Origin of the sequence: Peribacillus frigoritolerans, assembly GCF_040250305.1 — a bacterium.
In the GTDB taxonomy this organism is placed as follows: domain Bacteria; phylum Bacillota; class Bacilli; order Bacillales; family DSM-1321; genus Peribacillus.
Window position 1 is genome coordinate 3,830,364 of the sequence record NZ_CP158190.1, and the last position, 22,802, is coordinate 3,853,165.

Consider the following 22,802-nt stretch of genomic DNA (forward strand, 5'->3'; position numbering starts at 1 on the left):
TCGAATTCAGGCGGTACACCCGCAATCCAAAAGAAGTCCCCAACCGCAAACACAGCTGGGGACATGCTTATTTTACCCTACGTAAGTCAGTTTTTCACCTTTTTTAAATACTTCATCAATCGTACCGCCGCCAAGGCACACTTCACCTTCATAGAATACGACTGCTTGTCCAGGTGTGATCGCGCGGACTGGCTCGTCAAAGATGACTTCGACGTCACCATTGTCCAAGACCTTCACCTTAACACCGCTATCCTCTTGACGATACCTGAACTTTGCCGTACATGTAAATTCACCCGCAGGTATATGTTCCGCTACCCAGCTGACATTCACTGCACGAAGGGAATTGGAATACAGCACATCATTATCAAAGCCTTGACACACATATAAAACATTGCGCTTCAAGTCTTTTCCCGCAACAAACCAAGGTTCGCCGCTGCCGCCAATCCCTAGACCGTGACGCTGACCGATGGTGTAATACATCAATCCGTCATGCTTGCCCATGACCTTGCCATCCATCGTGACCATATCACCAGGCTGAGCTGGTAGGTAATTGCTTAAAAACTCTTTGAAATTGCGTTCACCGATAAAACAGATGCCTGTAGAATCTTTTTTCGTTGCCGTGGCAAGACCCGCTTCTTTCGCAATTTCACGGACTTCCTTCTTATCAATGTGTCCAAGCGGAAACATGACTTTTTCCAACTGTTCTTGAGTAAGCTGGTTCAAGAAGTACGTTTGATCTTTATTATTATCGACACCGCGAAGCATTTTGTATTCGCCATCCCGGTATTCAACCTGTGCGTAATGACCTGTAGCCACATAATCGGCACCAAGGCTTACTGCATGTTCAAGAAATGCCTTGAACTTGATTTCCTTATTGCACATTACATCCGGATTCGGGGTACGGCCCGCTTTATACTCATCCAAGAAATAAGTGAAAACTTTATCCCAATACTGCTTCTCGAAATTGACCGCATAATAAGGGATGCCGATTTGATTACATACGGCAATTACATCATTGTAATCTTCCGTTGCCGTACAGACTCCGTTTTCATCTGTATCATCCCAGTTCTTCATGAAAATCCCGACAACATCATAGCCTTGATTCTTCAATAGCAGGGCTGACACAGAAGAATCCACGCCTCCTGACATACCCACGACGACGCGGGTGTCCTGTGGTGCTTTTCTCATTCTGTCACCTCATTTATTTAAAGTAAGAATTATCTTCTCACTAATCTATTAACGATTTTAACGGTGGTTTCAGCCGCCTGCCTTACTTCCTCTTCCGTGTTGTTCAGACCGAAGCTGAAACGAATCGAATTCTTCGTCCGCTCCGAATCTTTCCCGAACATCGCCACAAGCACATGCGACGGATCGATTGACCCAGCTGTACAAGCGGATCCGCTCGATACAGCAACACCTGCCAAGTCCATATTAACGAGCATCGATTCCACATTCGTACCAGGAAAACTAACATTCAGCACATGCGGCAGCGACTGTTCCATAGATCCGTTAATTTCATATTGTACATCCGCCTCATCAAAGACGGCAAGCAATACGTCTTTAAATCGCTTGTATTGCTCCTTTTTCTCTTTCATCATGCTTTGTGCAATTGAAACGGCTTCTGCAAAACCGGCAATTGCAGGCACGCTTTCCGTACCAGCACGGCGCTTGCGTTCTTGTTCCCCGCCATATAATTGCGGATTCAGCTTCAAGCCTTCACGCATATAAAGAAAGCCGATTCCTTTTGGACCGTTGATTTTATGCGCGGTTACACTAAGCAAATCCACACCCAACTCTCGAACGTCGATAGAGATCAAACCATATGCCTGAACCGCATCCGTATGGAAAATGGCTTGATGCCCCTTGAGCAGCTCTCCAATTTCAGCAATCGGCTGGACCGTTCCAACCTCATTATTGCCGAACATGACCGAAACCAAAATCGTGTCATCCCGCAATGCGGCCTTTAGATCGGCAATTGAAATAAGCCCCGCTTCATTCACAGGTAAATATGTGACCTCAAAGCCAGACTTCTCAAGGAATTGGCATGTATGCAAAACCGCATGATGCTCAATCTCCGTCGTAATGATGTGCTTCCCTTTATCTTTATAAGCATTCGCAACACCAATGATCGCCGTATTATCCGCCTCGGTTCCGCCGCTCGTGAAAATGATTTCATTCCGCCCCGCACCGATGCTCGCCGCAATACTCGAACGCGCCTCATCCAAAACATGGCGTGCCTCCCGACCGAAAGCATGAATGCTCGACGGATTCCCGAAGTCATGGCTCATGACCGTCATCATCCTATCGATCACATTCGGATGCATCGGTGAAGTCGCAGCATGATCTAAATATATTCTGTCCACTTTTTTGTCGCCTCCATTAAAAAACGCAAGCGCCTACATAATAGGCGCATTGCTAATCACTTAAATATAGTACATATAAGAATCGATTTCACCCGTATCCTTGTAGCTCGCCAAATCCATAAGCGTCGTATTATCCAATACGTCCTTCACAGCATCGCGAATCCGGATCCAAAGCTGGCGCTTCACCGGCTCCTCATCCTCAATTCCTTCAACAGGAGTAATCGGCCCTTCCAATACACGAATGACATCACCAGAAGTAATCTCCTGAGGATCTTTAGACAGGACATACCCGCCATACGCACCGCGCACACTCTTCACCAATCCCGCATTACGAAGCGGCGCAATCAGCTGCTCCAAATAATGCTCCGACAGATTATGCGTCTGGGCAATCGATTTCAAACTCTTCGGGCCTTCTCCATAATGTTTAGCAAGCTCAATCATAATTGTCAAACCATAACGGCCTTTAGTAGATATCTTCATACATATACACCTCAAATTATTTATCCGTTTCTAAATTCTTTTGAAATTATAGCATATTCCCGCCGGAAATGCATTCACCCGCCCTTCATTTGTCAAATTATCCTAATTGGAGAGGTAGGAAAAAGGAAAGAAAAGAATGAAATGTGAACGATAGGATGACGAATTTTATACAGCATTTTGGGTTAGGACTGATTTTTTTGCTCGGACGGCCGGATTATTGCGGGGATAGGTCGAATTATTTGCTTAGACGGCCGGATTATTGTGGCGATAGGGCGAATCTTTCGCTTGGACGGTCGGTTTATTGCGGGGATAGGTTGAATCTTTGGCTTGGACGGTCGGATTATTGGGTGCTAGAACGGATTTTTCGCTTGGAAGCTGGATTATTTACGCTAGGGCGAATCTTTCGATCGGACGGTCGGATTATTGCAGGGATAGGTCGAATCTTTCGCTTGGACGGTCGGATTATTGGGTGCTAGAGCGGATTTTTCGCTTGGAAGCTGGATTATTTACGCTAGGTCGGATTTTTCGATCGGACGGTCGGATTATTGCAGGGATAGGGCGAATCTTTCGCTTGGACGGTCGGTTTATTGCAGGGACAGGTCGAATCTTTCGCTTGGACGGTCGGTTTATTGGGTGCTAGAGCGGATTTTTCGCTTGGAAGCTGGATTATTTACGCTAGGTCGGATTTTTCGATCGGACGGTCGGATTATTGCAGGGATAGGTCGAATCTTTCGATCGGACGGCCGGATTATTGCGGGGATAGGTTGAATTAATAAGAAAGTACGTTACATGCCACATTTAATTTCACTAAAATACAGGAAATCACTTTATTAACCGAGAATACTTCACTTAAATCTATAAGGAGTGGTTATCATGATCATTAAAAACTGCAAGATGCCTTTAAAAATAGACATGCTCGAAGCTCTGATGAGACGCTTACCTCATGGACATGCGAAGCAACCGGCAATTATTGAAGATATCAAAAAAATCAAGGCCGGATACAACGGTGAAAACAGAGTCTTCCAATCTCTTAAATCCCTTCCTGAAAAAGAGTATCTACTCTTTCATGACCTCCGACTAATTGGATCATCTTTCCCCTTCCAAATGGACATCCTCATTCTCACATCCTCTTTCCTTTTAATCCTTGAAGTCAAAAACATGGCTGGTGAAATCTTTTTCGATAATGCATTCAATCAACTTATCCGTACAAATCCAGATGGAAAAACCGAAGCTTTTGATGATCCCATATTGCAAGTGAGCCGGCAGCGACAGCAGTTATTAGACTGGTTAAAAACAAAAAGAATGAACAACCTTCCAGTTGAAACCCTCGTTGTCAGTGCCAATTCTTCAACGATCATTCGGGCCGGGAATACGGATATTAATAGAAAAGTGATACGTAAGGATCGGATTCTACTTAAAATTGAGGAATTAAAAAACAAGTATAACGAAGCGGTCCTTTCTACTAGAGCAATGAAACGATTATCGAATTTATTGCTTGATGGTCACATCCCTTATATTCCTAAACCGCTAGAGAATTATAGAATTCCGATTACCGCCCTCCAAACCGGAGTATTCTGCGATAAGTGTCATGCATTTTCGATGGAGCGGAAATCAAGAAAGTGGATTTGCCGTACCTGTTTGGATTTTTCCCTCGATGCTCACATTCCGGCACTTTATGATTATCTATACCTCGTCAAACCTACCATTACCAATAAGGAATTTCGAAACTTCCTACAACTCCAATCCCCATCCAGTGCAAAGAAACTATTACTTTCACTAAAATTGAATCATTCCGGACATACTAGAGGCAGATTTTATCTATTAAATTCTCTCATAGAAGCAGAGGTAGGATTTCTCCGCTGATAAGTCGAATTAGTCCGCTGGTAGGTCGGATTTCTCCGCTGGTAGGTCGGATTAATCCCCTGTAGGATGAAATATTCCGCTGATAGATTGAATTATCGAGCTCACAGCAAAAATTAAATCCCCACACGGACTACTATAATAGGAATTCCCCCTCTTTTATAGCATAATCAGCGCATTTCCCCCATCAGTTGTGATACCTTATATAAAAAGGAGAGGTGCGCAATGAATATTAAACCGCTTGCTTTCCGGATGCGGCCTCGGTCGATTGATGAGATCATCGGGCAGGAGCATCTGGTCGGTGAAGGGAAAATTATCGCAAGGATGGTGAAAGCCAAGCAGCTTTCTTCCATGATCCTGTATGGTCCGCCGGGAATCGGCAAGACTTCGATTGCAAGTGCGATTGCCGGAAGCACGAAGTTTGCTTTTAGGACACTGAACGCGGTGACCAATAATAAAAAGGATATGGAAATCGTGGCTGCCGAGGCTAAGATGTCGGGGAAAGTGATTCTGCTGCTTGATGAGGTTCATCGTCTCGATAAGGCGAAGCAGGATTTCCTATTGCCTTATCTTGAAAACGGGATGATCACCTTGATCGGTGCAACGACCAGCAATCCCTATCATGCAATCAATCCGGCCATCCGAAGCAGGTGCCAGATTTTCGAGCTCAAATCATTGGAAACCTTTGATATAACCAAAGCTCTGGAACGGGCACTTCATGATGAAGAGCGCGGGCTTGGTGCGTATATAACGGATGTCAGCCTTGATGCCCTTACCCATTTCGCAACGGCTTCGAACGGAGATGTCCGCAGTGCGCTTAACGCTCTTGAGCTCGCCGTCATTTCCACCGAACCTGATGAGTCCGGAACGATTCATATAGATCTGCAAATTGCCGAGGAATGCATGCAGAAAAAAAGCTTCTCACATGACAAGGATGGAGATGCCCATTACGATGTTCTGTCGGCTTTCCAAAAATCAATTCGCGGCAGTGATGTGAATGCAGCCCTTCATTATTTGGGGCGATTGGTCGAAGCCGGCGATCTTGTCAGCATTGCCCGTCGCATGGTGGTCATCGCTTACGAAGACATAGGTCTTGCCAATCCGCAGGCTGGTCCCAGGGCCCTCGCTGCAGTCGAAGCCGCTGAACGGCTCGGGTTTCCTGAAGCCCGGATTCCACTTGCCAACTCCGTGATTGAGTTATGCCTATCACCTAAATCGAATACGGCTATTACCGCAATTGATGCGGCTCTTTCCGACATTCGCAGCGGCCATAGTGGAGATGTACCAGATCATCTTAAGGATGCCCATTACAAAGGGGCCACTGAACTCGGACGTGGCATCAGCTACCTTTATCCGCATGACTACGAGAATGGTTGGGTGAAGCAGCAATACTTACCGGACAAACTGCGCAGAAAAAAATACTACAAACCGAAAAAGAGCGGGAAATTTGAACAAGCCCTTGCCTCGGTCTATGAAAATATCGAGAAAAAGAAATAACTCCGGATCACTTCAGACCCGGAGTTTCTTTATTGTGGGAAATGAAAACTTTTAACATGCCTCATGTTGACAAAAATCGCCTCCCCTTGAGCATTCACCATCTCAATAATGCCATCTTTCACTGCACTGATCATCCCGATATTCTGCGGATGCATCCCCAAGTCGAGCACTACCAGTTTATTGGTTAACTTTTTCACCTGCTCCTCCAATGTCCGGGCCCAGCTTAAAGATGAAACCTGTGCCAATTGTTCCCCTTTATTCAAACCGTATGGACCCTTTGCATCATCGCAAACCGAAAGCCACTTTAAATGATCCATCGAAATGAACATCGTTTTAAATACTGGCGAATAAAAGACGAAATAGTTATTCATGATGCCCACGATATAACCATGAACCGAGTTTTTTTTTGTGAGCAGGATTTCAACAAACATCCCCTTCGCATTCATCAGTAATTTTCGGAACGATGTCTCGTCAATCTCCGGCTCTCCTCCCGAACCAATCTCCTCATCGATTATAGGAAAGGAAAAATTCTTAATGTGCCGGAATGGAATGTAACGGTAGGCTTTTCCAGTATACAAAACGATGATGTCAGAACTTACTTCAATTAAAATCCCCGCTTCATTTATATTCCCTGAGAGCTCCAGTTCCATATACTGGCCTATATGCTTTGCTAACAAGCGACTCTTCCCCCTTTATATTAAAATCAACCAAACAAAATGGTTGCTTGGCCATTTTAAAAGCATTTGAACATAAACTTTTGAAAATGAAAAAATAAATCAAAATGGTGTAACGAATCCCAATGAATCCATCTTGGGCAACAACGGCATGTCCACCTTTCATAAGAAGGCACAACAACTCGATCTTGGTTGCTGTACCTGTTTGGTATTTCTTTACCGGATATTTTGATTTGAAGCTTTGATTAGGTTCTCAATCCAAATTTGCTTGAATGCATTTGCACGAGGACTTCTGCGTCTTGCTGATATTTCTTCTGAGCTTGAGCTTGAAGAGCTTTCATCTGAGCTTGAGCTTGAAGAGCTTTCATATGAGCTTGAGCTTGAAGAGCTTTCATATGAAGAACTGCTCTCTTCTGATGAACTGCTTTCATCTTTTCTACTTCCGTTTGCTGAATTTCCATTTGCTGAATTTGCGTTTGATGCACCTCCGTCTGACGAACCTCCATCTTCGGATTTTTCATCTGTCTCCTCTTCAGCTTCTTCCTCTACCTGCACAGTTAAGGCAACGAATTGGACATGATCAGTTGTCACATAAAATAATTCTTGATTATGCACAACGATAAGGTACGTATCAGCCACTTCCATCAGGATGCCCTCAACCCTCTCAGGTCCACCAGCGAAAACGGATACCCAGTTGTGGACTAAGCGAGTCAGAATTCCATTTAGTGTATCAGTTCCGTTATAAACAAATTCAGGCAATAATTGTTCGTCTGATTGTTCTATCACTGTTACACTTTTAATATGGGAAATCGGGTATAAAACAAGCCCATCTTTCTCCGTGGATAAAACTAAAAATTCATCTTTCACATCTACAACCCGGCCAACTTTAGATGCCGGACCGCCGCCATTCACTTGAATGCAGCTAGTTTGAAGAGTTGCCAGCAATCCTAAAAAACTGGTCGGAAATACTATTTCTTCTTCCTCGGCCAATAAATCGACTTGTGACTTTTTCGCATTCGCGACAACGATTTTCAAATGATCCCTTACGTAATACACAAGTTGAGTTTGTTCATCTTTCCCTGTTTGTAAAACGATATAATCGCTTAATACTCCTATAAGCCTGCCTTCTCTAGAATCAGGCCCGCCTTTAAACACCCTCACCGATTTTCCTGTTAAAGCATCAAGGTACGGTAAACCAACAGTCTCTGCCATTTTTCCTTTAGCCTCCAATAGTTATTTATACTTTAATGATATCCGTACTGCATATATATGCGCCTGCTTTCTAATACGGACTCTGCTTATCACCCATTTTGTAGGAAATCGTCGTACGCCTAGAAATCCCCTTTTGAAAAATCACTTTTTCCATTCTATTCAACTTTTAAAAAAGGGCCTTACTTTTTAATAAAAAAACCCCGGAATTTTTTCCGGAGTTACATCAACAAATCTCTATATAGAATGAAATGGCTTTCCTTTGCCCGGATTTTGTCACGGTCATATGCAGCTTGCCTGCGTTTTTCAAGTTAGGATGGACAATTCCTTCATTCTCAACTTTCACTAAGCACCACCCTCCTTAACTGAAAAAAACTCCAAATGAAATTTGGAGCATGACATTTACCTATGTTTTTCCTTTAGCCACCCGATTACCGATTTCCCACCTTTTTCGCGGAGATCTTCGGCTTCTTCCTTTCCAATGGCCTTTCCATCCTTGATTACGATTACCTCATCGAGGATGTTTTCGACTTCCTCAATTTCATGAGTCGCCATGATAACCATTTGCCTTTCAAAATCGATAGAAGATAGCAAGCTCCGGACAATCGAATCCCTGACCATAACGTCCAACCCTGAGAATGGTTCATCCAATAATACGACCGGTGCCTCCCGAGAAAGGGCTAGCACTAATTTAAGCCTTCCCCGATTACCTTTCGACATCGTACGGACCTTCTTCCGGACATCCAATTTCATGGTTTCCAGCATTTCAATTGCCTTATCCCGATTAAAATCACCAAACTGCGAAGCATGAAAATCAATATACTGACCTGCCGTAAAATTGGGATAGAAAAAATCAAGCTCTGTCAGATAAGAAACAACAGAAGCTGTCCTCCTGCATACCGGCATCCCAGCGACCGTCACCTCACCATGATCCGGTTTCGCGAGACCCGCAATCAGTTTGAGCAATGTTGACTTACCGCTTCCATTGGCTCCTAACACCCCATAAATCTTCCCCACTTCAAATGTGAGTGATACACCATCAAGGGCAGCAACGCTTCCATACTTTTTCGATACATCATGCAGTTCAACCGTCATTCCGCATCCCCCTGCTTCTTCAAAAACTGCTGTACCGCTGTCAGCATTTCTTCTCTCGACAAGCCAATTTCTTTCATGTTCTCAACGAATGCCTCAATAACTTCCGTTCGGATCCGGGTACGCAGTGAAGCAATCAGCGCCGGATCATTTTTCACGAATGTACCTTGCCCCCTTCTCGTCTCCACAATTCCATCCCTCTCAATTTCGGTATAAGTACGCTGTATCGTATTCGGATTGACACCCATTTCGACAGCCATTTCGCGGACCGATGGCAACTTATCCCCACTCTTTATCTCACCCCGTACAATTGAATAACAAATTCGATCGGCAACCTGTAAATAAATCGGTTTTGAAGCATGAAAATCCTCTGGCATCCTTTACACCTCAATCTTTCGATCCAGCAGCCAACATGAAGCAAGGAACATTATCACTAATCCAATAACATCCAACCCGCTTGTCAAAAGCGAAATATTTCCCCCGCCTTCTAAATAAAACTCCAATTTGGATTGAGACAAGCTAAACGACGAACCGCTAAAAGCTGGTACAGCCCATATATCATCCAGTTTCTGATATAGCATTGTCTGGCCAACCCAATTTTTCAATAAAACCGTTCCTATAAACAGAAGAAACACTAACAGCCAACGAATATTTTTAATAAGTTGAATCCTTGCGAGTGCATGATACACTACCCATAAAAACATCATAAGCACAGCTATGACAATACTAACCGCCGTCATAACCCCGCATACCTGTAACAGGCCTATCAACTCCATATTTTCCAGCTGAAAGTCTTGCTGGAAATAACTAGTTGGTACCCTAAAAGCCACAAAAACTAAACAGCAGGCAAATAAAATGGAAATCACCTGAAATAGTACACATGACAATAATTTACTTCCAAGCAACATCGCTGCAGACTGGGGATTGTAAATCCACAATTGCGTCTTCCCTTCATAATTCAAACATCCAAAAATCAAAGAGAACATAATAAATGGTTGCAAGATCATAATTACCCAGGTAGACATATAAAAAATACCTGCAACTTCCCAATACCTGGATACTAAAAAAGAAATAAACACAAATCCAACTTGCGCAACCAACAACCACAAAAGTGTGGATTTCCCAATCAACCACTCCTTTAGCACTAAACCTTTAAATGAATTCAATTTTTCCAACCCCTTAAGAATTGTTCTAGTTACATAGTACACAGTTACACCAAAATATGTCAAAGGTATTATAAAATAGCAAAATATACTATTATTTTATTAAGAAATTAAATATAATAGATTAAGTGGTTACAAAAAGAGGAAGGAAGTAAAATATGAGACATGAAAAGAAGAAGAAAAAGAAACGGACATGGCTGAAGGTAGTCGGGATAATTGTCCTACTTTTTATATTAGCAGGGGGAGCTTTTGCCTACTCGGTATGGAATTCACTGACTAAAACTGTTGATACGATGCATACACCAATAGACCGTACTACAGATAAACGAACTAAGGACCTCGCACTATCAGATCAGGAGCCATTCTCGATGCTCATGCTCGGTGTCGATGAACGTGATGGCGACAAAGGCCGTTCAGATACTATGATCGTCTTGACAGTCAATCCACAAAAGAAATCGGTCAAAATGCTAAGCATTCCGCGTGATACACGGACCGAAATCGTCGGTCATGGTACACAGGATAAAATCAACCATGCATTTGCCTTCGGCGGCGCAAAAATGTCCATGGATACCGTTGAAAACTTTCTTGATATCCCAATCGACTATTATATGAAGATCAATATGGAAGGCTTTAAGGATATCGTGGACGCAGTCGGCGGCGTGACCGTGCAAAACGATTTGGACTTCACTTATGAAGGCGTCCATTTTGCAAAGGGAAGCATTAATCTAAATGGAGAAGATGCGCTTAAATATTCACGAATGAGATATGATGATCCGAATGGTGATTATGGCCGTCAATCCAGACAACGTTCCATCATCGAGGCTGTCATCAAGGAAGGCGCTAGCCTTTCATCACTGACGAAATACGATGATGTCTTCGATGCATTAAGTAAAAATATCCAGACGAATTTAACGTTTGATGACATGATGGACATCCAAAAGAACTACAGAGATGCTAGCAAAAGCATAACACAAGCAACCATTCCAGGAAATGGAACGAAAATCGACGGAGTCTACTATAATATCGTGTCGGATGAAGAAAAAGAAAAGGTCCAATCCGAATTAAAAGAACAATTATCCATCAAATAAGAAAAAATGAAAGAGCTGTCCGGACCCGCATCCCGACAGCTTTTTCATTTTCCCCGTCCAATATTCTGACAAAAAACGAACTCCAATTGTAGAGATTTGTTGGAATTTTTGTTGTTTATTAGGCACTAAAAGACGGTATAATCTAATATGAGCTGACAATTCCATCTTCCCCTTGCCCCTATAATCACTTGACACTATCATTCACTGGACCCAGAATTCCATCAACCGTCATTCATCAACTATAATAAATAATCCTAAACAAAAGGAGTGGATTTATATGAAAATCAAAGCAGGCAGCTGGGCTATGCTAAGCAAACAGGACAAAATGTTTATTCTGAAAGCCATCAGTGATCGATCAAGAATGAAATATGTTTCATGAGAAGTGGCTCTTTTCGGCAATACATGAGAGCAACGCCTCTCCCTTTTCAATAAAACGAACTCGAGCCTGAAAAAGGAGAGGAATCTATTTAAACCGATAATCCCATTACAAACAGCATTCGCCTTTTTCTTTGATAATATAGCTATCTTGTTCCATATAAACACCCCAATGCGAGAATTGAAGACCTGTGTAACTGGAATTTCATAGGCCGCTTTATGCTGCCCTCCAACCCTATCCAGAATCCAGTTCTTCACTTTCTTAGTATCGGCCTACAAATCATACTGAAAGGCCTATACTTCCATATTGTAAAATCGCTCGGTAAATGAAAAATCATACAAGCCACCCACATAGCGTAGCATTCATAAACGACAAAAAAGAAGCATGATGCAGACATGCTCCTTAATTAAATGTATTGAAAATAAGTACTTCAGATCCGATTACGCCTTCTCCTTCGATAAATGAAAAGAAAACAGAAGATTCCAAGCAAACCGCCAAACGTGTCCAGCATGACATCCTGCCATAAAGGGGTACGGCCACCGGTTATTTTCTGATGCAATTCATCTGCACTCGCATAAAAAAGGACACATATCAGAGCCCCTGAAAACGAAAGAATAGGATTCCTTACAAAACTTCGCCAAACACCCAAAGTCAATAAACCAAACACAAAAAAGATAAAAAGATGGGCACCCTTCCGAATGAAAAACTCCACAAAACCACTCACTCCAGCAGTATGGGCACTAACCTCAACCCCTCCATACATGAATGATATGCCACTTAGCTTATCATACCAATACGGCGTATTGAACTGCGCCAAAAAAGGGGTAACGCTTTGCTCCTCATACGTCTGCGAGGAAAAAAAGAAGATCAGCATCGCCCATGAAATGAGAAGGATGGGGAATATGTATTTACTTTTCATATTTTGATAAACCCTTCCCTTTTACCTCTTAGTTCTTTTTATATTGTTCCATAATTTCACTTACAATAAGATCCTGATTAGACTCCCCTATTGTAAAAGTGCCTTTTATTATATCAAAAAGTCCATTTTAAATTTCCACTCCAATAAAATTGAGCGCCATTATGTGATTGGAAAGAACAAGTGCAAATAATTAAAGAGAGTGTCGATTCCGACAACAAGAATTTATCAGTCATCGGTATCGGTTCTTTCAGGCCGATTGATTTAAGAGTAAAAAGTATGGCCAAAGTACTTCCTCTTTCATTAATATCGTCTAAAGGGCTTCTATATAGGCAATTATCATATAGAAACCTTTCTGGCTAAATGATTCCTAAAAGGATTATTGTGGGTATGTTGGTTAAAATAACTTTTATTGTTTGCCAAGAAAGTATGAAGTACTAGACCTCAAGTGGCGTTTTTTAGACATAACTTGTTATCAATTCCATTTTACCTGATGCGACTAGTTCCTTCACTTCACGTGTAATAATAAAGTGATCACCTTTTTTCACCTCAAACATATCACTATCGGTAAGGATCCTTCCGCTCCCTTCAATTATACTTAGTAGTTGAAAGGAATCACGTATTACTACTTGATAATTAGATCCTGAAATTTTATGATGAATCACGGTGAAATCAGGGACTTCAATAAGTAGCGTTTTTTCACCACTGATTACTATTTCTTTTACCGTGTTAATGGGATCTGGCGAATCAGGAACAGTTGTTACCTGAAGTGCCTTTTCAAGATGAAGTTCTCGCTTTTTCCCTATAGAGTCGACTCTGTCATAGTCGTATACACGATAAGTTGTGTCCGATGATTGTTGGGTTTCTAAAATCACTATGCCCTTCCCGATTGCATGTACTTTACCACTTTTCACGAAAATGAAATCGCCTCGCTTTACGGGTTGTCTTTGGAGGAGCTCGTCCCATTTCCCTTCTGAAGTCAGGCTTTTCATTTCTTCTTTTGTTTGAGCTTTGTGGCCAAGAATTATTTCTGCATTTGGCTCTGCATCAAGTACATACCAACATTCAGTTTTTCCGTAAGACTCACCTTCCAGGTCAAATGCTTGTTGATCATTTGGATGAACTTGAACGGATAAATCATCGTTAGCATCGAGTATCTTAACAAGCAGTGGAAATGCATCCATTTCGTAGTTTCCAAATAGCCTGTCCCGATGATCACGCCATAGTTCAGATAGATGTTTACCGGTAAATTCCCCCTCTTCTATGATGCTATCTCCGTGTTGATGTGCAGATATTCCCCAACATTCACCTATTAGTCCATCAGGGATTTGATAGAAAAAGTCTGTCTCCAACTTACGGCCTCCCCAAATTCTTTCTTGAAAGATCGGTTTAAGTTTTAAAATCGACATGGTTTCACTTCTCCTATTCTGTTAAAATCTGGGTAATTCGAAAAAGGAAGACTGATGGCTACCAGTCTGTCTAAAAAGCAGTCATCCATTGTCGCTAAGCAGAAAAGTTACGAAAATATTCGTCTCCTTCAACATTTTCTGGAACCACAATCATAAAAATTGGCTTAACAGGATTGCTTTTTATTAGCTTTACCACACTTTACTTTCTGTTTTCTTTGCTAAGACGTTGATTAGTATAAAAACTGCTTATATATTTTTCTCTTACCTCGTAAGGGAAATTATAACTAAACCTAAAGAGTTAATACAGATGAAAGGATAGATATTGAATGCATTACCTCAAATTAATGCACTAGAATTCAGTACTCACCAACAGTTTTTGCTACTTCATTTCAGTGACTTATTGCGTGAACCATAAACAATTAAAACACCACAATTCAAGGCTTCTTTTCCTTGTTTTTTGTAAAAAGGATTAACCCTGTAATCATAAAAAGTAGTGTGGAAATTCTATAATTATGAAGAAAATAGTTATCAAACATCCCCTGAAATAACACAGTAGCATAGGAACCAATTAAAGCTATATAGATTGGATTTTTTGTATTAACATACCTTTTCACAGATATGAATAACACTCCAAACATGAGTAACGCTAGTGAAAAAACACCCAAAATCCCACTCCAAGACCAAACTATTAGAAAATTATTATGTGGAGGTAGTTTACTCAAACTTTCGCCCATTTGAAATGATATTTGTTCCCACCCACCATAACCCAATCCAAAAATTGGATGAATGTGTGATAATGCAAATCTCCATATCTCCATTCTAGGGTCAGATTGTATTGCATTTATGCTTAATCTATCGACAACATTACTAAAAAGACCGGTGTTAGCAAAAATAATGCCTAATAGTAAAACAGGAAAACTTAGCAATATAATTCTAACCCAAGTTTTCTTCTTTTTAATGTTTATTAGTATTAATATTAAAATAGTGAAAGCGATAGCACCTATTCCAGCTCGTGAATTTGTACTGATTAAAGCCAAAAAGTAAATAATGATTATAACATTATAATACCTTCTTGTACTCTTAAGCCTTAAAGATATTGAAGTCCAAAATAACATCCCAAAAAATACTGCGGCTACATTTGTATTCACAAAAAAGGTACCTGCTTTCCTTGGGTCTAATATGTTGTTATAACCTTCTCCAAACAAAACCGATAAAGCACCAGAATCTATAAATAAACTAGCTAAAGAGCTTTGCAAGAAACTAATTTCTAAGTCTGGAAGAAGCAAAAAAATTACATTTAGAACACCAATAGGCAAACCTAATAGGATGATATTTTTTAATATTATTTCCACCGAGTAATTGTTCGCTATTTGCTGCCCTACAAGTATAGTCATAAATGCAATGAAATTCAAAAGAGTTAGATGTATTCCTAACCGTATATCAGGAGCGTATAGTAACCCAGCACTTATACCTAAAAAATATAAAATGAAAATCCATGTTGCCTTTTGTTTTATATGAGTTTTAAAAGAAAAAATAAAAGAAAGACAACCCAAAAAGACCAAAAGGGCATAGCATACATTAAAGTTAGCACTACCAAACGGGATGAAAATTAAATACAAACAAAAAAATGGAATAGTATATAAATACAATAGTTTTTGATTCACAAAAAAATAAACTAGAAAGACCAATGACACTAAAATAATTGGATGATACACAGATGCTCCTATTGCGTACAATAAGCCAATTATGCATAGTATTATTTCTCTATAGTTGCTTAAACCTATCTTATTGACCATGAAATTTTTACACCTTTCAAGTTTATATAGTTCTATTCTACCATAAAATTAAATCAGGAATATTAGTAGCTTCAAACTTTGTAAAACATAATCATTTAAATAAACTTATATTCTGCGATTAGCTATCTTATATCTAATAGTCTCACGGTTAATTAGTCTCTAGCGGTAAATTAATCATATTTTTTTCAATCTAAAACTCATTACATCTGAAAACCAAGCAATTACTATGCCAAAAATTTTCACGTAATATATTTGTTCTCCTAAAAAAGAGTTAACAAGGGCGTCGTTGATCTAATCTTTTGTTCAAAGTAAAAGATAAAACTGTGTTATATTACATGAGAGATTTACTTATCTGAATTGTTTCCGAATAGACTTAAGCATTGATGTAAAGAGATTTACTTGTTCTTTATTTATGTATTTATTATATTTTACAATCAAATCCTGAGTTTTTTGACCTCCTTATAGTAAGAACTCTAATCGAAAAAAATTGCAATGCATTAACCACTCCAACTTTATAAAGTGAAGAATTTCAAACCGTTTTTTTTATATATTTTGGCACAAATAAAGAGATTCAAAGGGCTACCATTTCAATTCTAGAAATATCTTATTTCAACTATTTTTTATAGATTGTTAATTCGAGTAAACTTTCTCTTTTAACTACATTTCTTCCACTTAATTTCTCCCATAAAGAACATCTTGTACCTAAAAGTATAGCATTATCATCATTGTATCTATTAGAAATTTTCATTGACTTGCATTTTATTACTCTAATCATCGAGGACAGTTTTTTTATACTTATAATCCCTTTATATAAGAGTAGTATGTTTTTGAAAATCATCTTATAATTATATACTTTGGGCTATTAGTTAACTCTAAATTTATTGAAGCCCCACCCTGTACTTTTCCAATTTCCTCACCGTATAATGAAAATATTCGGCCTTTATTAAAATTGAACGGAGTATCTACACGGTGTGTATTTTCTGAAGTCCAAAAGACAATTGTTTTTTCATTCTTTTTATTTGTAAAAATTAGAATGTAATCATTTGGATTACCTATTTCAATTCTTTTATTTAAATTAAAGCCATTTAAAATATAATTCATAGTATTAATAGCCATATATGATTTTTTAGGAACTTTGGAATCATTTTGTCTTAATCCAAAATGATGTTCTCCATTACGAGGATCAGTACCATCATTTTTCCAGTCATACCAAATGCTTATAGGAATATCGGATAGTAGATTAATTAGAAACATCCTAACCAAATAATTTGCTTGAGAATCTTCATTTAAATTAAGTCCATCCAACCACTCAACTGTTGGGTATCCCCATTCACCTGAAAATATAGGTATATCTCTATCGGTATATATACTCATCATATTTCTCAGATTTTTATAATCATTAGCAACGGTTTCTGGATTTTGTGTTCTGTAGGGATGAACAGACAAAGCATCGATATAATCTAGTATTCCTTTTTTAAATATTTCTTCTAACCATAGTAGAGACTCACCCTCTAATCTTGCCAAGGCTGGAGCCACTACAACTCCACTTGGATCATTCTCTTTTATAGTCTTTGAAACTCTTTTCAATAGAGAAGAATATTCTTTAATGTTAGGTTTAGGCTCCCAAAAACTCCCATTAGGTTCATTCCAGATTTCCCAAATTATTTCTTTATCCTTGTATCTTGATGTTACTTCGCTTACATACCTAACAAAGGCATCTTGTCCTTTCTTTGTTACAATTGATTTGTTTTCCTCATATAATCGATTGCTGTAATTCAAAATATAGTATGGCCGTATGTTATTGCTAACTAATGCATTAGTTAATTCATCGTATCCTCTATCCTCAAAATCAAATACTCCTGGCTCTTTTTCTATACTCTCCCATGTAATATCTTGCCTTACTACTTTAAAACCAGCATCTTTTATTAAATTTATATCTATTGAATTTCCTGTAAGGTGAGTATTAACACCAAAGCCATTAGGAATTGTGCGAGAAAATTTATTTTTATTCTTATCTTTATCTTTATCTTTTTTCTGTTCTACAATTTTAAAGCATAAAAGATTAACTAAAAGTAGCAATGTAATTATTATAAACACATTTCTTTTGTTGAACTTAAAATAATTGCTTTTTTGCATTTTTTCACCTCATCCTTTTGTTTATTCATTATTTTCGTTTTTTGGATTAAATCAATTTTTTCAGCAACTTCAAAAGACCATTCATTCGAATATTTCAATTATATATGATCTTCTAATGTGATGAGACTATAAAAGATATTAACACCCTTAAATTTTCCAATATATACCTTATAGATTTCCAACGTGTACTTATTGTCCCATTCATACCAAATGGTTCTGATTCAAGTACATGACGTATTCTTACTACATCACTTCATTGATTTTACGATGTACATAGCGGATTTTTGTTTTCTTTCAAAGAAGAATAATGACCTCTTCTGTGCGACCGTACTTCTTTAACAGCTTTTGTTAACCTGCGAAACAGTTCAATCATGCTACAAGAGAGGTAATATGGCTTTTAGGTATATTTTCATCGGATTTTCTCCACCACTTGCAATTCCATGAACTTTACCAAAATTCATTCTTCATTTTCAAATGAAATTTTGAGCTTAGATTCACTTTGAATTCTAAGAATATTGTATTGGTAAGTATTCTGTTGAATTAAACTAAACCGTGAGTATTGTTAGCACTAACTATCTCATACAGACCTCAATTTCAATTTATGCTAAATCCCGTTTTTTCCTTTACCTCTTTTGTCCTTTTTTCACGCTCATTTTTCTTTCACGACTGGCCATTGTTTCCCTTGAATATACGTTTTTCCAATACTAAAACCACCTCCGATTTAAGTGCTTTTATTAATTCACACTATTTCCGAAGGTGTTTTATTATCTCAAATATTGGGTTAGCCTTCTATGCTCTTTCTTAATATAATTATGCTTTTTTTACACTTAACACATGCTCTACGATTTCTTCCCAAGTCATAAATATACGAACAATATCCTCTTCAATTAATTGTGATCCTGTTTGAACTTCAATGATTTCTAAATCAGTTGTCGCTTTAATAGCATGTTTATCTCCAGATTGGATCAAAAGTACATCACCAGGTTTCACTTTACGAAGCTCATCATTTAAAATAAATTCTCCATCACCTTTAATTATTGTCCATACTTCATCGCGATAATCGTGTAATTGATAGCTTAAGTTTTTACCTGCATTTACGCCAATGCGTTTTGTCAAAACTTCTTTACCTTTTTCAAACTTCGTATAATCTAATACTCTATACCAGCCCCAACGGCGTTCTTCATACATAGGGCGATTATCAAATTCGCCAATCATCTCTTTAATACGTGGGCTAGCTTCTTTATCAGAAACTAAAATTCCGTCTGGACTAGCTGCAACAATTAAATTAGAAACACCTAGTACCGTGATTGGAACATCTAATTCATTAATTAAGTGAACATTTTCACTATCTTGACTAATAACACCTTTACCAATTTGGCTTGTTGCCATTTCTTCGGTTAGAGTATTCCATGTCCCTAAGTCTTTCCAATAGCCATCATAAGGAAGAACTACAATGTTTTCTGTCTTTTCAACAACCTCATAGTCAAAACTAATATTCGGAAGTTTCTCATATTGTTTTAATAACTCATCATATTCAGTTGGTAGCCCTTTTTCTTCTAGAATTGAAATAACGTAGCCTAATTTAAATGCAAAAACACCACAATTCCACAATGCACCTTCTTCAATTAGGGTTACTGCTTTATCTTCAGATGGTTTCTCTGTGAAACGACTTACTTTACTATATTCATTACTATTTTCTTCATTAGTAGGTACAATGTATCCATATTTAGATGATGGATATGTAGGATTTACACCTATTAAAGCAATTTGAGCATAGCTATCTTGTACAACTTGTTCTAAATCTTTTATTCTATCGAAGAATTCATTATCTACATAAGGATCCACAGGTAAAATAGCTACTACTTCACTTAGGTTAGCACCTTGAAAACTATAAATGTAAGATGCAGCTAATGCAATTGCAGGAAAAGTATCTCTTCGACAAGGTTCAATAATTAAGCCAGCTTGATTATTAAGCTGGCTTTTAATCGCATCTACTTGCGATTTTCCCGTTGCAATAACAGTTGAGTCTGCTAGACCAACTTTACTAATTTGGTTCCAAACACGCTGTACCATAGATTGTAAATTTTGTTCTTTATCTTCTAACACTTTCAAAAATTGTTTTGAACGAGAATCATTTGAAAGTGGCCACAATCGCTTTCCTGATCCACCAGATAATAATACTAACTTCATTTTATTTCGCCTCAACTTTTTCTAAGTCAGATTTTTGTTTCTCAGTTATTTTTTCTTCTACAAAATCACGAAATTCTTTTCTAAAACGTTCTGGAGAAAATCGCAATGAATTTTCACGACAAACATTAGAAGAGATTAAATGACCAACTTCTTCATATTCTTCAACTGCTTTTACTATAGCAGAAGGGGTTTGCTCTAAAAAGAATAACCCCGTTGGATGTTCACTTCGACCAAGTCCATTTACGGTTTCTAAAGCCCCACCTTTTCCGTAAGCAATAACAGGCGTCCCACATGCTTGTGCTTCAACTGGTGTAATCCCAAAATCTTCTTCTGCTGCAAATACAAAGGCTTTAGCTCGTTGCATAAAATCTTTAAGCACTTCTAAAGACTGGTAACCAAGCAATTCTACATTAGAAGTTGCTTTAGCTTTAATCTTTTCATAGTCTGGTCCATCACCAATCACAACTAATTTTTTATCTGGCATTTTACTAAATGCCTCAACAATGATATTAATCTTTTTATATGGAACCATCCTGGAAGCTGTTAAATAAAAGTCTTCTTTTTCCCCTCCTAAATTGAAGGCTAAAACATCAACAGGTGGATAAATAGTTTGTGCTTTCCGTCTATAAACTTTCCAAATACGATCACCAATAAAATCCGAATTAGACAAAAAGTAATCCACTCCGTTTGATGTACGATAATCCCAATTTCGAATTTTATGTAAAATATATTTTGCTAACATACCTTTTAACCCTTTATTTAAACCAGCTTCTTTAAGATATTGATGCTGTAAATCCCATGCATATCGAATTGGTGAATGAACATATGAAATATGCAGTTGATCTGGACCAGTAATAACTCCTTTAGCTACAGCATGTGAACTAGAGATGACTACATCATACTTGGAGACATCTAATTGCTCAATAGCTAGAGGCATTAAGGGTAAATAACTTCTATATTTTTTTTTGGCCATAGGGAGTTTCTGTATGAAGGATGTATTTACCTTTTTATTTAAAATAAAGTCTCTTTGATCACTTGGTATATAATCAACGAGACTAAAGAGATCCGCATTAGGATAAATTTTCAAAATCTCTTCTAAAACTTTTTCTGCTCCTGCATAAGTAACGAGCCAATCCTGTATTATCGCTACTCTCATTGTTCCAACACCTCTCTTATGACTTTAAGAGTATCTTCAGATGATTGCTTCCAATTAAATCCTCTTGAATGTGCAAGCCCTTTATTAGATAGCTCTAGTTTTCTTTGAGAATTATTTGCCAAGAAAACTAATTTATTAGCTATGTCTTTAATGTCAAATGGATTTATATATTCGACATTGTCACCACATACCTCTGGTATTGATGCTATTTCTGATGCGATAACTGGACAACCACATGCCATTGCTTCCAAAGGTGGCAGTCCAAAGCCTTCATAAATCGAAGGATATACCATAAAGTCTGCATCTGAAACCATTTGTCTCATTTCGTTATCTTCTAAGTAACCAGTAAAGACCACTCTATTTCCTAACTCTGCAGCTGATTCAATAACAAAATTATCTGAGGTAATAAACCCTTCTTTTTTCCCTATTATTATTAGATTATGAGGAATATCGTTATAAACTAATTTAAAGGCGGATATTAAGTTTGTTAAGTTTTTATGTGGTTTCACATTTCCCACGTAAATAATATAAGGCTCTCTTTTTTTTCTGGATTGTTTAAACCACTCTGAATCTACCCCATTATATATTACTTCAATTTTAGAGGTGCTTTTCACATTAACTTTTTTCATTAATTCATTCTTAGTAAACTTAGAAACACAAATTATTTTATCTGCTTTTTTACTTAAAGAGCGAAACATAAAATTAGCATAAAGTTTCTTGGAAATACTATTCTGATTAATGTCATGCTTTAAATGAAAAATATCGTGTATTGTTACTAATAACTTTGTGTTTGCAGACGTAAAAATTGGAATATTGTAATGAGGTGACCATACTAAGTCATATCCTGTTGATATTACTTTTATTAACTCAATCTGCTCTTTAATAGAATAAATGGAAACATTACAATCTATAATCGATACATTACGAAAATTTGAAAAATGATTTAAGTCTTCTTTTGCTCCTAATAAAGAGAATTGATAGTTTCTGTTATCCCCTAGAATAATTTGAAGTAAATTATTTATATAAACACCTATCCCTGAAGACCTAATCATCCTCGCATCAACTAATATCTTGAACATAAGAACCCCTTTTCTTTGTCTTTAAGATAATCAAATAACTTTTATGATTAAAAATTGTCGTTAATACTGAGCAAATTAAGATTAGTGATATTGATAATAAATTCTTGCTTAAGTAGAAGAGAAATACTTCACACCAAATCTCCGAAAAACTAATAGCAAAAAACATCCTACTTTCGATTGCTAGTAAACTTAATATCCGGTTTAAGAAGCAACACTTCGGTGCAATTTAATTAAGAATGGAATCTTGATTGATTCTTTATATTTACATTAGAAATAAAAACAATATAGACAGAATCTTTTCATCTTAATATTTATATT

The 22,802-nt window shown here is 38.0% G+C and carries 19 protein-coding genes; 4 read left to right on the forward strand and 15 right to left on the reverse strand.

What is annotated here, in order from left to right; all coding sequences use genetic code 11:
* Window positions 1-72: 72 nt before the first annotated feature.
* The 3 genes from mnmA to cymR are packed head-to-tail and all read right to left on the reverse strand — an operon-like array spanning window position 73 to window position 2,843.
* Complete coding sequence (gene mnmA / locus ABOA58_RS18790; RefSeq protein WP_101222649.1) at window positions 73-1,188, reverse strand: tRNA 2-thiouridine(34) synthase MnmA; 1,116 nt, start codon at window positions 1,186-1,188, stop codon at window positions 73-75.
* A gap of 29 nt (window positions 1,189-1,217) precedes the next feature.
* Window positions 1,218-2,363: a cysteine desulfurase family protein gene (locus ABOA58_RS18795; RefSeq protein WP_350299549.1), complete on the reverse strand. Its 1,146-nt coding sequence runs from the start codon at window positions 2,361-2,363 to the stop codon at window positions 1,218-1,220.
* A 60-nt stretch (window positions 2,364-2,423) separates the two neighbouring features.
* Window positions 2,424-2,843 carry a cysteine metabolism transcriptional regulator CymR gene (gene cymR, locus ABOA58_RS18800; protein ID WP_034308657.1) on the reverse strand — a complete coding sequence of 140 codons (420 nt, stop codon included), beginning with the start codon at window positions 2,841-2,843 and terminating at the stop codon, window positions 2,424-2,426.
* Window positions 2,844-3,165: 322 nt separating this feature from the next.
* Here cymR and ABOA58_RS18805 point away from each other — a divergent pair, with 322 nt between their 5' ends.
* The 3 genes from ABOA58_RS18805 to ABOA58_RS18815 all read left to right on the forward strand — a co-directional run bounded on the left by ABOA58_RS18805 (window position 3,166) and on the right by ABOA58_RS18815 (window position 6,200).
* A complete protein-coding gene (locus tag ABOA58_RS18805; RefSeq protein ID WP_350299550.1) occupies window positions 3,166-3,483 on the forward strand; it encodes a hypothetical protein in 318 nt (105 codons plus the stop codon).
* Window positions 3,484-3,716: 233 nt separating this feature from the next.
* Window positions 3,717-4,706 (forward strand): nuclease-related domain-containing protein, encoded by a 990-nt coding sequence (locus tag ABOA58_RS18810; protein WP_350299551.1) that lies wholly within the window; start codon window positions 3,717-3,719, stop codon window positions 4,704-4,706.
* Window positions 4,707-4,928: 222 nt separating this feature from the next.
* Window positions 4,929-6,200 carry a replication-associated recombination protein A gene (locus ABOA58_RS18815; RefSeq protein WP_350299552.1) on the forward strand — a complete coding sequence of 424 codons (1,272 nt, stop codon included), beginning with the start codon at window positions 4,929-4,931 and terminating at the stop codon, window positions 6,198-6,200.
* A gap of 29 nt (window positions 6,201-6,229) precedes the next feature.
* On the opposite strand, the gene ABOA58_RS18820 is transcribed toward ABOA58_RS18815, so the two are convergent.
* The 5 genes from ABOA58_RS18820 to ABOA58_RS18840 form a co-directional block, all read right to left on the reverse strand.
* The gene (locus ABOA58_RS18820) at window positions 6,230-6,877 is read right to left on the reverse strand and encodes a DUF2642 domain-containing protein (RefSeq protein WP_350299553.1); all 648 of its coding nucleotides are present in this window, start codon (window positions 6,875-6,877) and stop codon (window positions 6,230-6,232) included.
* 213 nt (window positions 6,878-7,090) lie between these two features.
* A complete protein-coding gene (locus ABOA58_RS18825; protein WP_350299554.1) occupies window positions 7,091-8,086 on the reverse strand; it encodes a hypothetical protein in 996 nt (331 codons plus the stop codon).
* 399 nt (window positions 8,087-8,485) lie between these two features.
* On the reverse strand, window positions 8,486-9,178 hold the full coding sequence (locus ABOA58_RS18830) for an ABC transporter ATP-binding protein (RefSeq protein ID WP_350299555.1): 693 nt from the start codon (window positions 9,176-9,178) through the stop codon (window positions 8,486-8,488).
* On the reverse strand, window positions 9,175-9,552 hold the full coding sequence (locus ABOA58_RS18835; protein WP_350299556.1) for a GntR family transcriptional regulator: 378 nt from the start codon (window positions 9,550-9,552) through the stop codon (window positions 9,175-9,177). Before ABOA58_RS18835 ends, ABOA58_RS18830 begins: the two co-directional genes overlap by 4 nt.
* A gap of 3 nt (window positions 9,553-9,555) precedes the next feature.
* Window positions 9,556-10,341 (reverse strand): hypothetical protein, encoded by a 786-nt coding sequence (locus ABOA58_RS18840; protein ID WP_350299557.1) that lies wholly within the window; start codon window positions 10,339-10,341, stop codon window positions 9,556-9,558.
* 155 nt (window positions 10,342-10,496) lie between these two features.
* Here ABOA58_RS18840 and ABOA58_RS18845 point away from each other — a divergent pair, with 155 nt between their 5' ends.
* Window positions 10,497-11,426 carry a polyisoprenyl-teichoic acid--peptidoglycan teichoic acid transferase TagU gene (locus ABOA58_RS18845; protein WP_048681289.1) on the forward strand — a complete coding sequence of 310 codons (930 nt, stop codon included), beginning with the start codon at window positions 10,497-10,499 and terminating at the stop codon, window positions 11,424-11,426.
* A gap of 806 nt (window positions 11,427-12,232) precedes the next feature.
* Here the strand turns inward: ABOA58_RS18845 and ABOA58_RS18850 are convergent.
* The 7 genes from ABOA58_RS18850 to ABOA58_RS18880 form a co-directional block, all read right to left on the reverse strand.
* Window positions 12,233-12,721, reverse strand: a complete 489-nt coding sequence (locus ABOA58_RS18850) for a VanZ family protein (protein ID WP_350299558.1) — start codon at window positions 12,719-12,721, stop codon at window positions 12,233-12,235.
* A gap of 455 nt (window positions 12,722-13,176) precedes the next feature.
* The gene (gene manA, locus ABOA58_RS18855) at window positions 13,177-14,127 is read right to left on the reverse strand and encodes a mannose-6-phosphate isomerase, class I (RefSeq protein ID WP_350299559.1); all 951 of its coding nucleotides are present in this window, start codon (window positions 14,125-14,127) and stop codon (window positions 13,177-13,179) included.
* A 434-nt stretch (window positions 14,128-14,561) separates the two neighbouring features.
* Entirely contained in the window at window positions 14,562-15,923 is a 1,362-nt protein-coding gene (locus ABOA58_RS18860) for an O-antigen ligase family protein (RefSeq protein ID WP_350299560.1), read from the reverse strand.
* A gap of 834 nt (window positions 15,924-16,757) precedes the next feature.
* Window positions 16,758-18,059, reverse strand: coding sequence for a cellulase family glycosylhydrolase (locus tag ABOA58_RS18865; RefSeq protein ID WP_350299561.1), 1,302 nt, complete (start codon window positions 18,057-18,059; stop codon window positions 16,758-16,760).
* An 810-nt stretch (window positions 18,060-18,869) separates the two neighbouring features.
* The gene (locus ABOA58_RS18870) at window positions 18,870-20,249 is read right to left on the reverse strand and encodes a sugar phosphate nucleotidyltransferase (RefSeq protein ID WP_350299562.1); all 1,380 of its coding nucleotides are present in this window, start codon (window positions 20,247-20,249) and stop codon (window positions 18,870-18,872) included.
* Window position 20,250: 1 nt separating this feature from the next.
* Complete coding sequence (locus tag ABOA58_RS18875) at window positions 20,251-21,405, reverse strand: glycosyltransferase family 4 protein (protein WP_350299563.1); 1,155 nt, start codon at window positions 21,403-21,405, stop codon at window positions 20,251-20,253.
* Window positions 21,402-22,484 carry a glycosyltransferase family 4 protein gene (locus ABOA58_RS18880; protein WP_350299564.1) on the reverse strand — a complete coding sequence of 361 codons (1,083 nt, stop codon included), beginning with the start codon at window positions 22,482-22,484 and terminating at the stop codon, window positions 21,402-21,404. Before ABOA58_RS18880 ends, ABOA58_RS18875 begins: the two co-directional genes overlap by 4 nt.
* Between the last annotated feature and the right edge of the window lie 318 nt (window positions 22,485-22,802).

Coding starts and splice junctions, on each gene's coding strand:
- mnmA (WP_101222649.1), bottom strand. CDS start 1,188: ATGAGAAAAGCACCACAGGACACCCGCGTCGTCGTGGGTATGTCAGGA.
- cymR (WP_034308657.1), bottom strand. CDS start 2,843: ATGAAGATATCTACTAAAGGCCGTTATGGTTTGACAATTATGATTGAG.
- ABOA58_RS18810 (WP_350299551.1), top strand. CDS start 3,717: ATGATCATTAAAAACTGCAAGATGCCTTTAAAAATAGACATGCTCGAA.
- ABOA58_RS18815 (WP_350299552.1), top strand. CDS start 4,929: ATGAATATTAAACCGCTTGCTTTCCGGATGCGGCCTCGGTCGATTGAT.
- ABOA58_RS18825 (WP_350299554.1), bottom strand. CDS start 8,086: ATGGCAGAGACTGTTGGTTTACCGTACCTTGATGCTTTAACAGGAAAA.
- ABOA58_RS18830 (WP_350299555.1), bottom strand. CDS start 9,178: ATGACGGTTGAACTGCATGATGTATCGAAAAAGTATGGAAGCGTTGCT.
- ABOA58_RS18835 (WP_350299556.1), bottom strand. CDS start 9,552: ATGCCAGAGGATTTTCATGCTTCAAAACCGATTTATTTACAGGTTGCC.
- ABOA58_RS18845 (WP_048681289.1), top strand. CDS start 10,497: ATGAGACATGAAAAGAAGAAGAAAAAGAAACGGACATGGCTGAAGGTA.
- ABOA58_RS18850 (WP_350299558.1), bottom strand. CDS start 12,721: ATGAAAAGTAAATACATATTCCCCATCCTTCTCATTTCATGGGCGATG.
- manA (WP_350299559.1), bottom strand. CDS start 14,127: ATGTCGATTTTAAAACTTAAACCGATCTTTCAAGAAAGAATTTGGGGA.
- ABOA58_RS18860 (WP_350299560.1), bottom strand. CDS start 15,923: ATGGTCAATAAGATAGGTTTAAGCAACTATAGAGAAATAATACTATGC.
- ABOA58_RS18865 (WP_350299561.1), bottom strand. CDS start 18,059: ATGCAAAAAAGCAATTATTTTAAGTTCAACAAAAGAAATGTGTTTATA.
- ABOA58_RS18870 (WP_350299562.1), bottom strand. CDS start 20,249: ATGAAGTTAGTATTATTATCTGGTGGATCAGGAAAGCGATTGTGGCCA.
- ABOA58_RS18875 (WP_350299563.1), bottom strand. CDS start 21,405: ATGAGAGTAGCGATAATACAGGATTGGCTCGTTACTTATGCAGGAGCA.
- ABOA58_RS18880 (WP_350299564.1), bottom strand. CDS start 22,484: ATGTTCAAGATATTAGTTGATGCGAGGATGATTAGGTCTTCAGGGATA.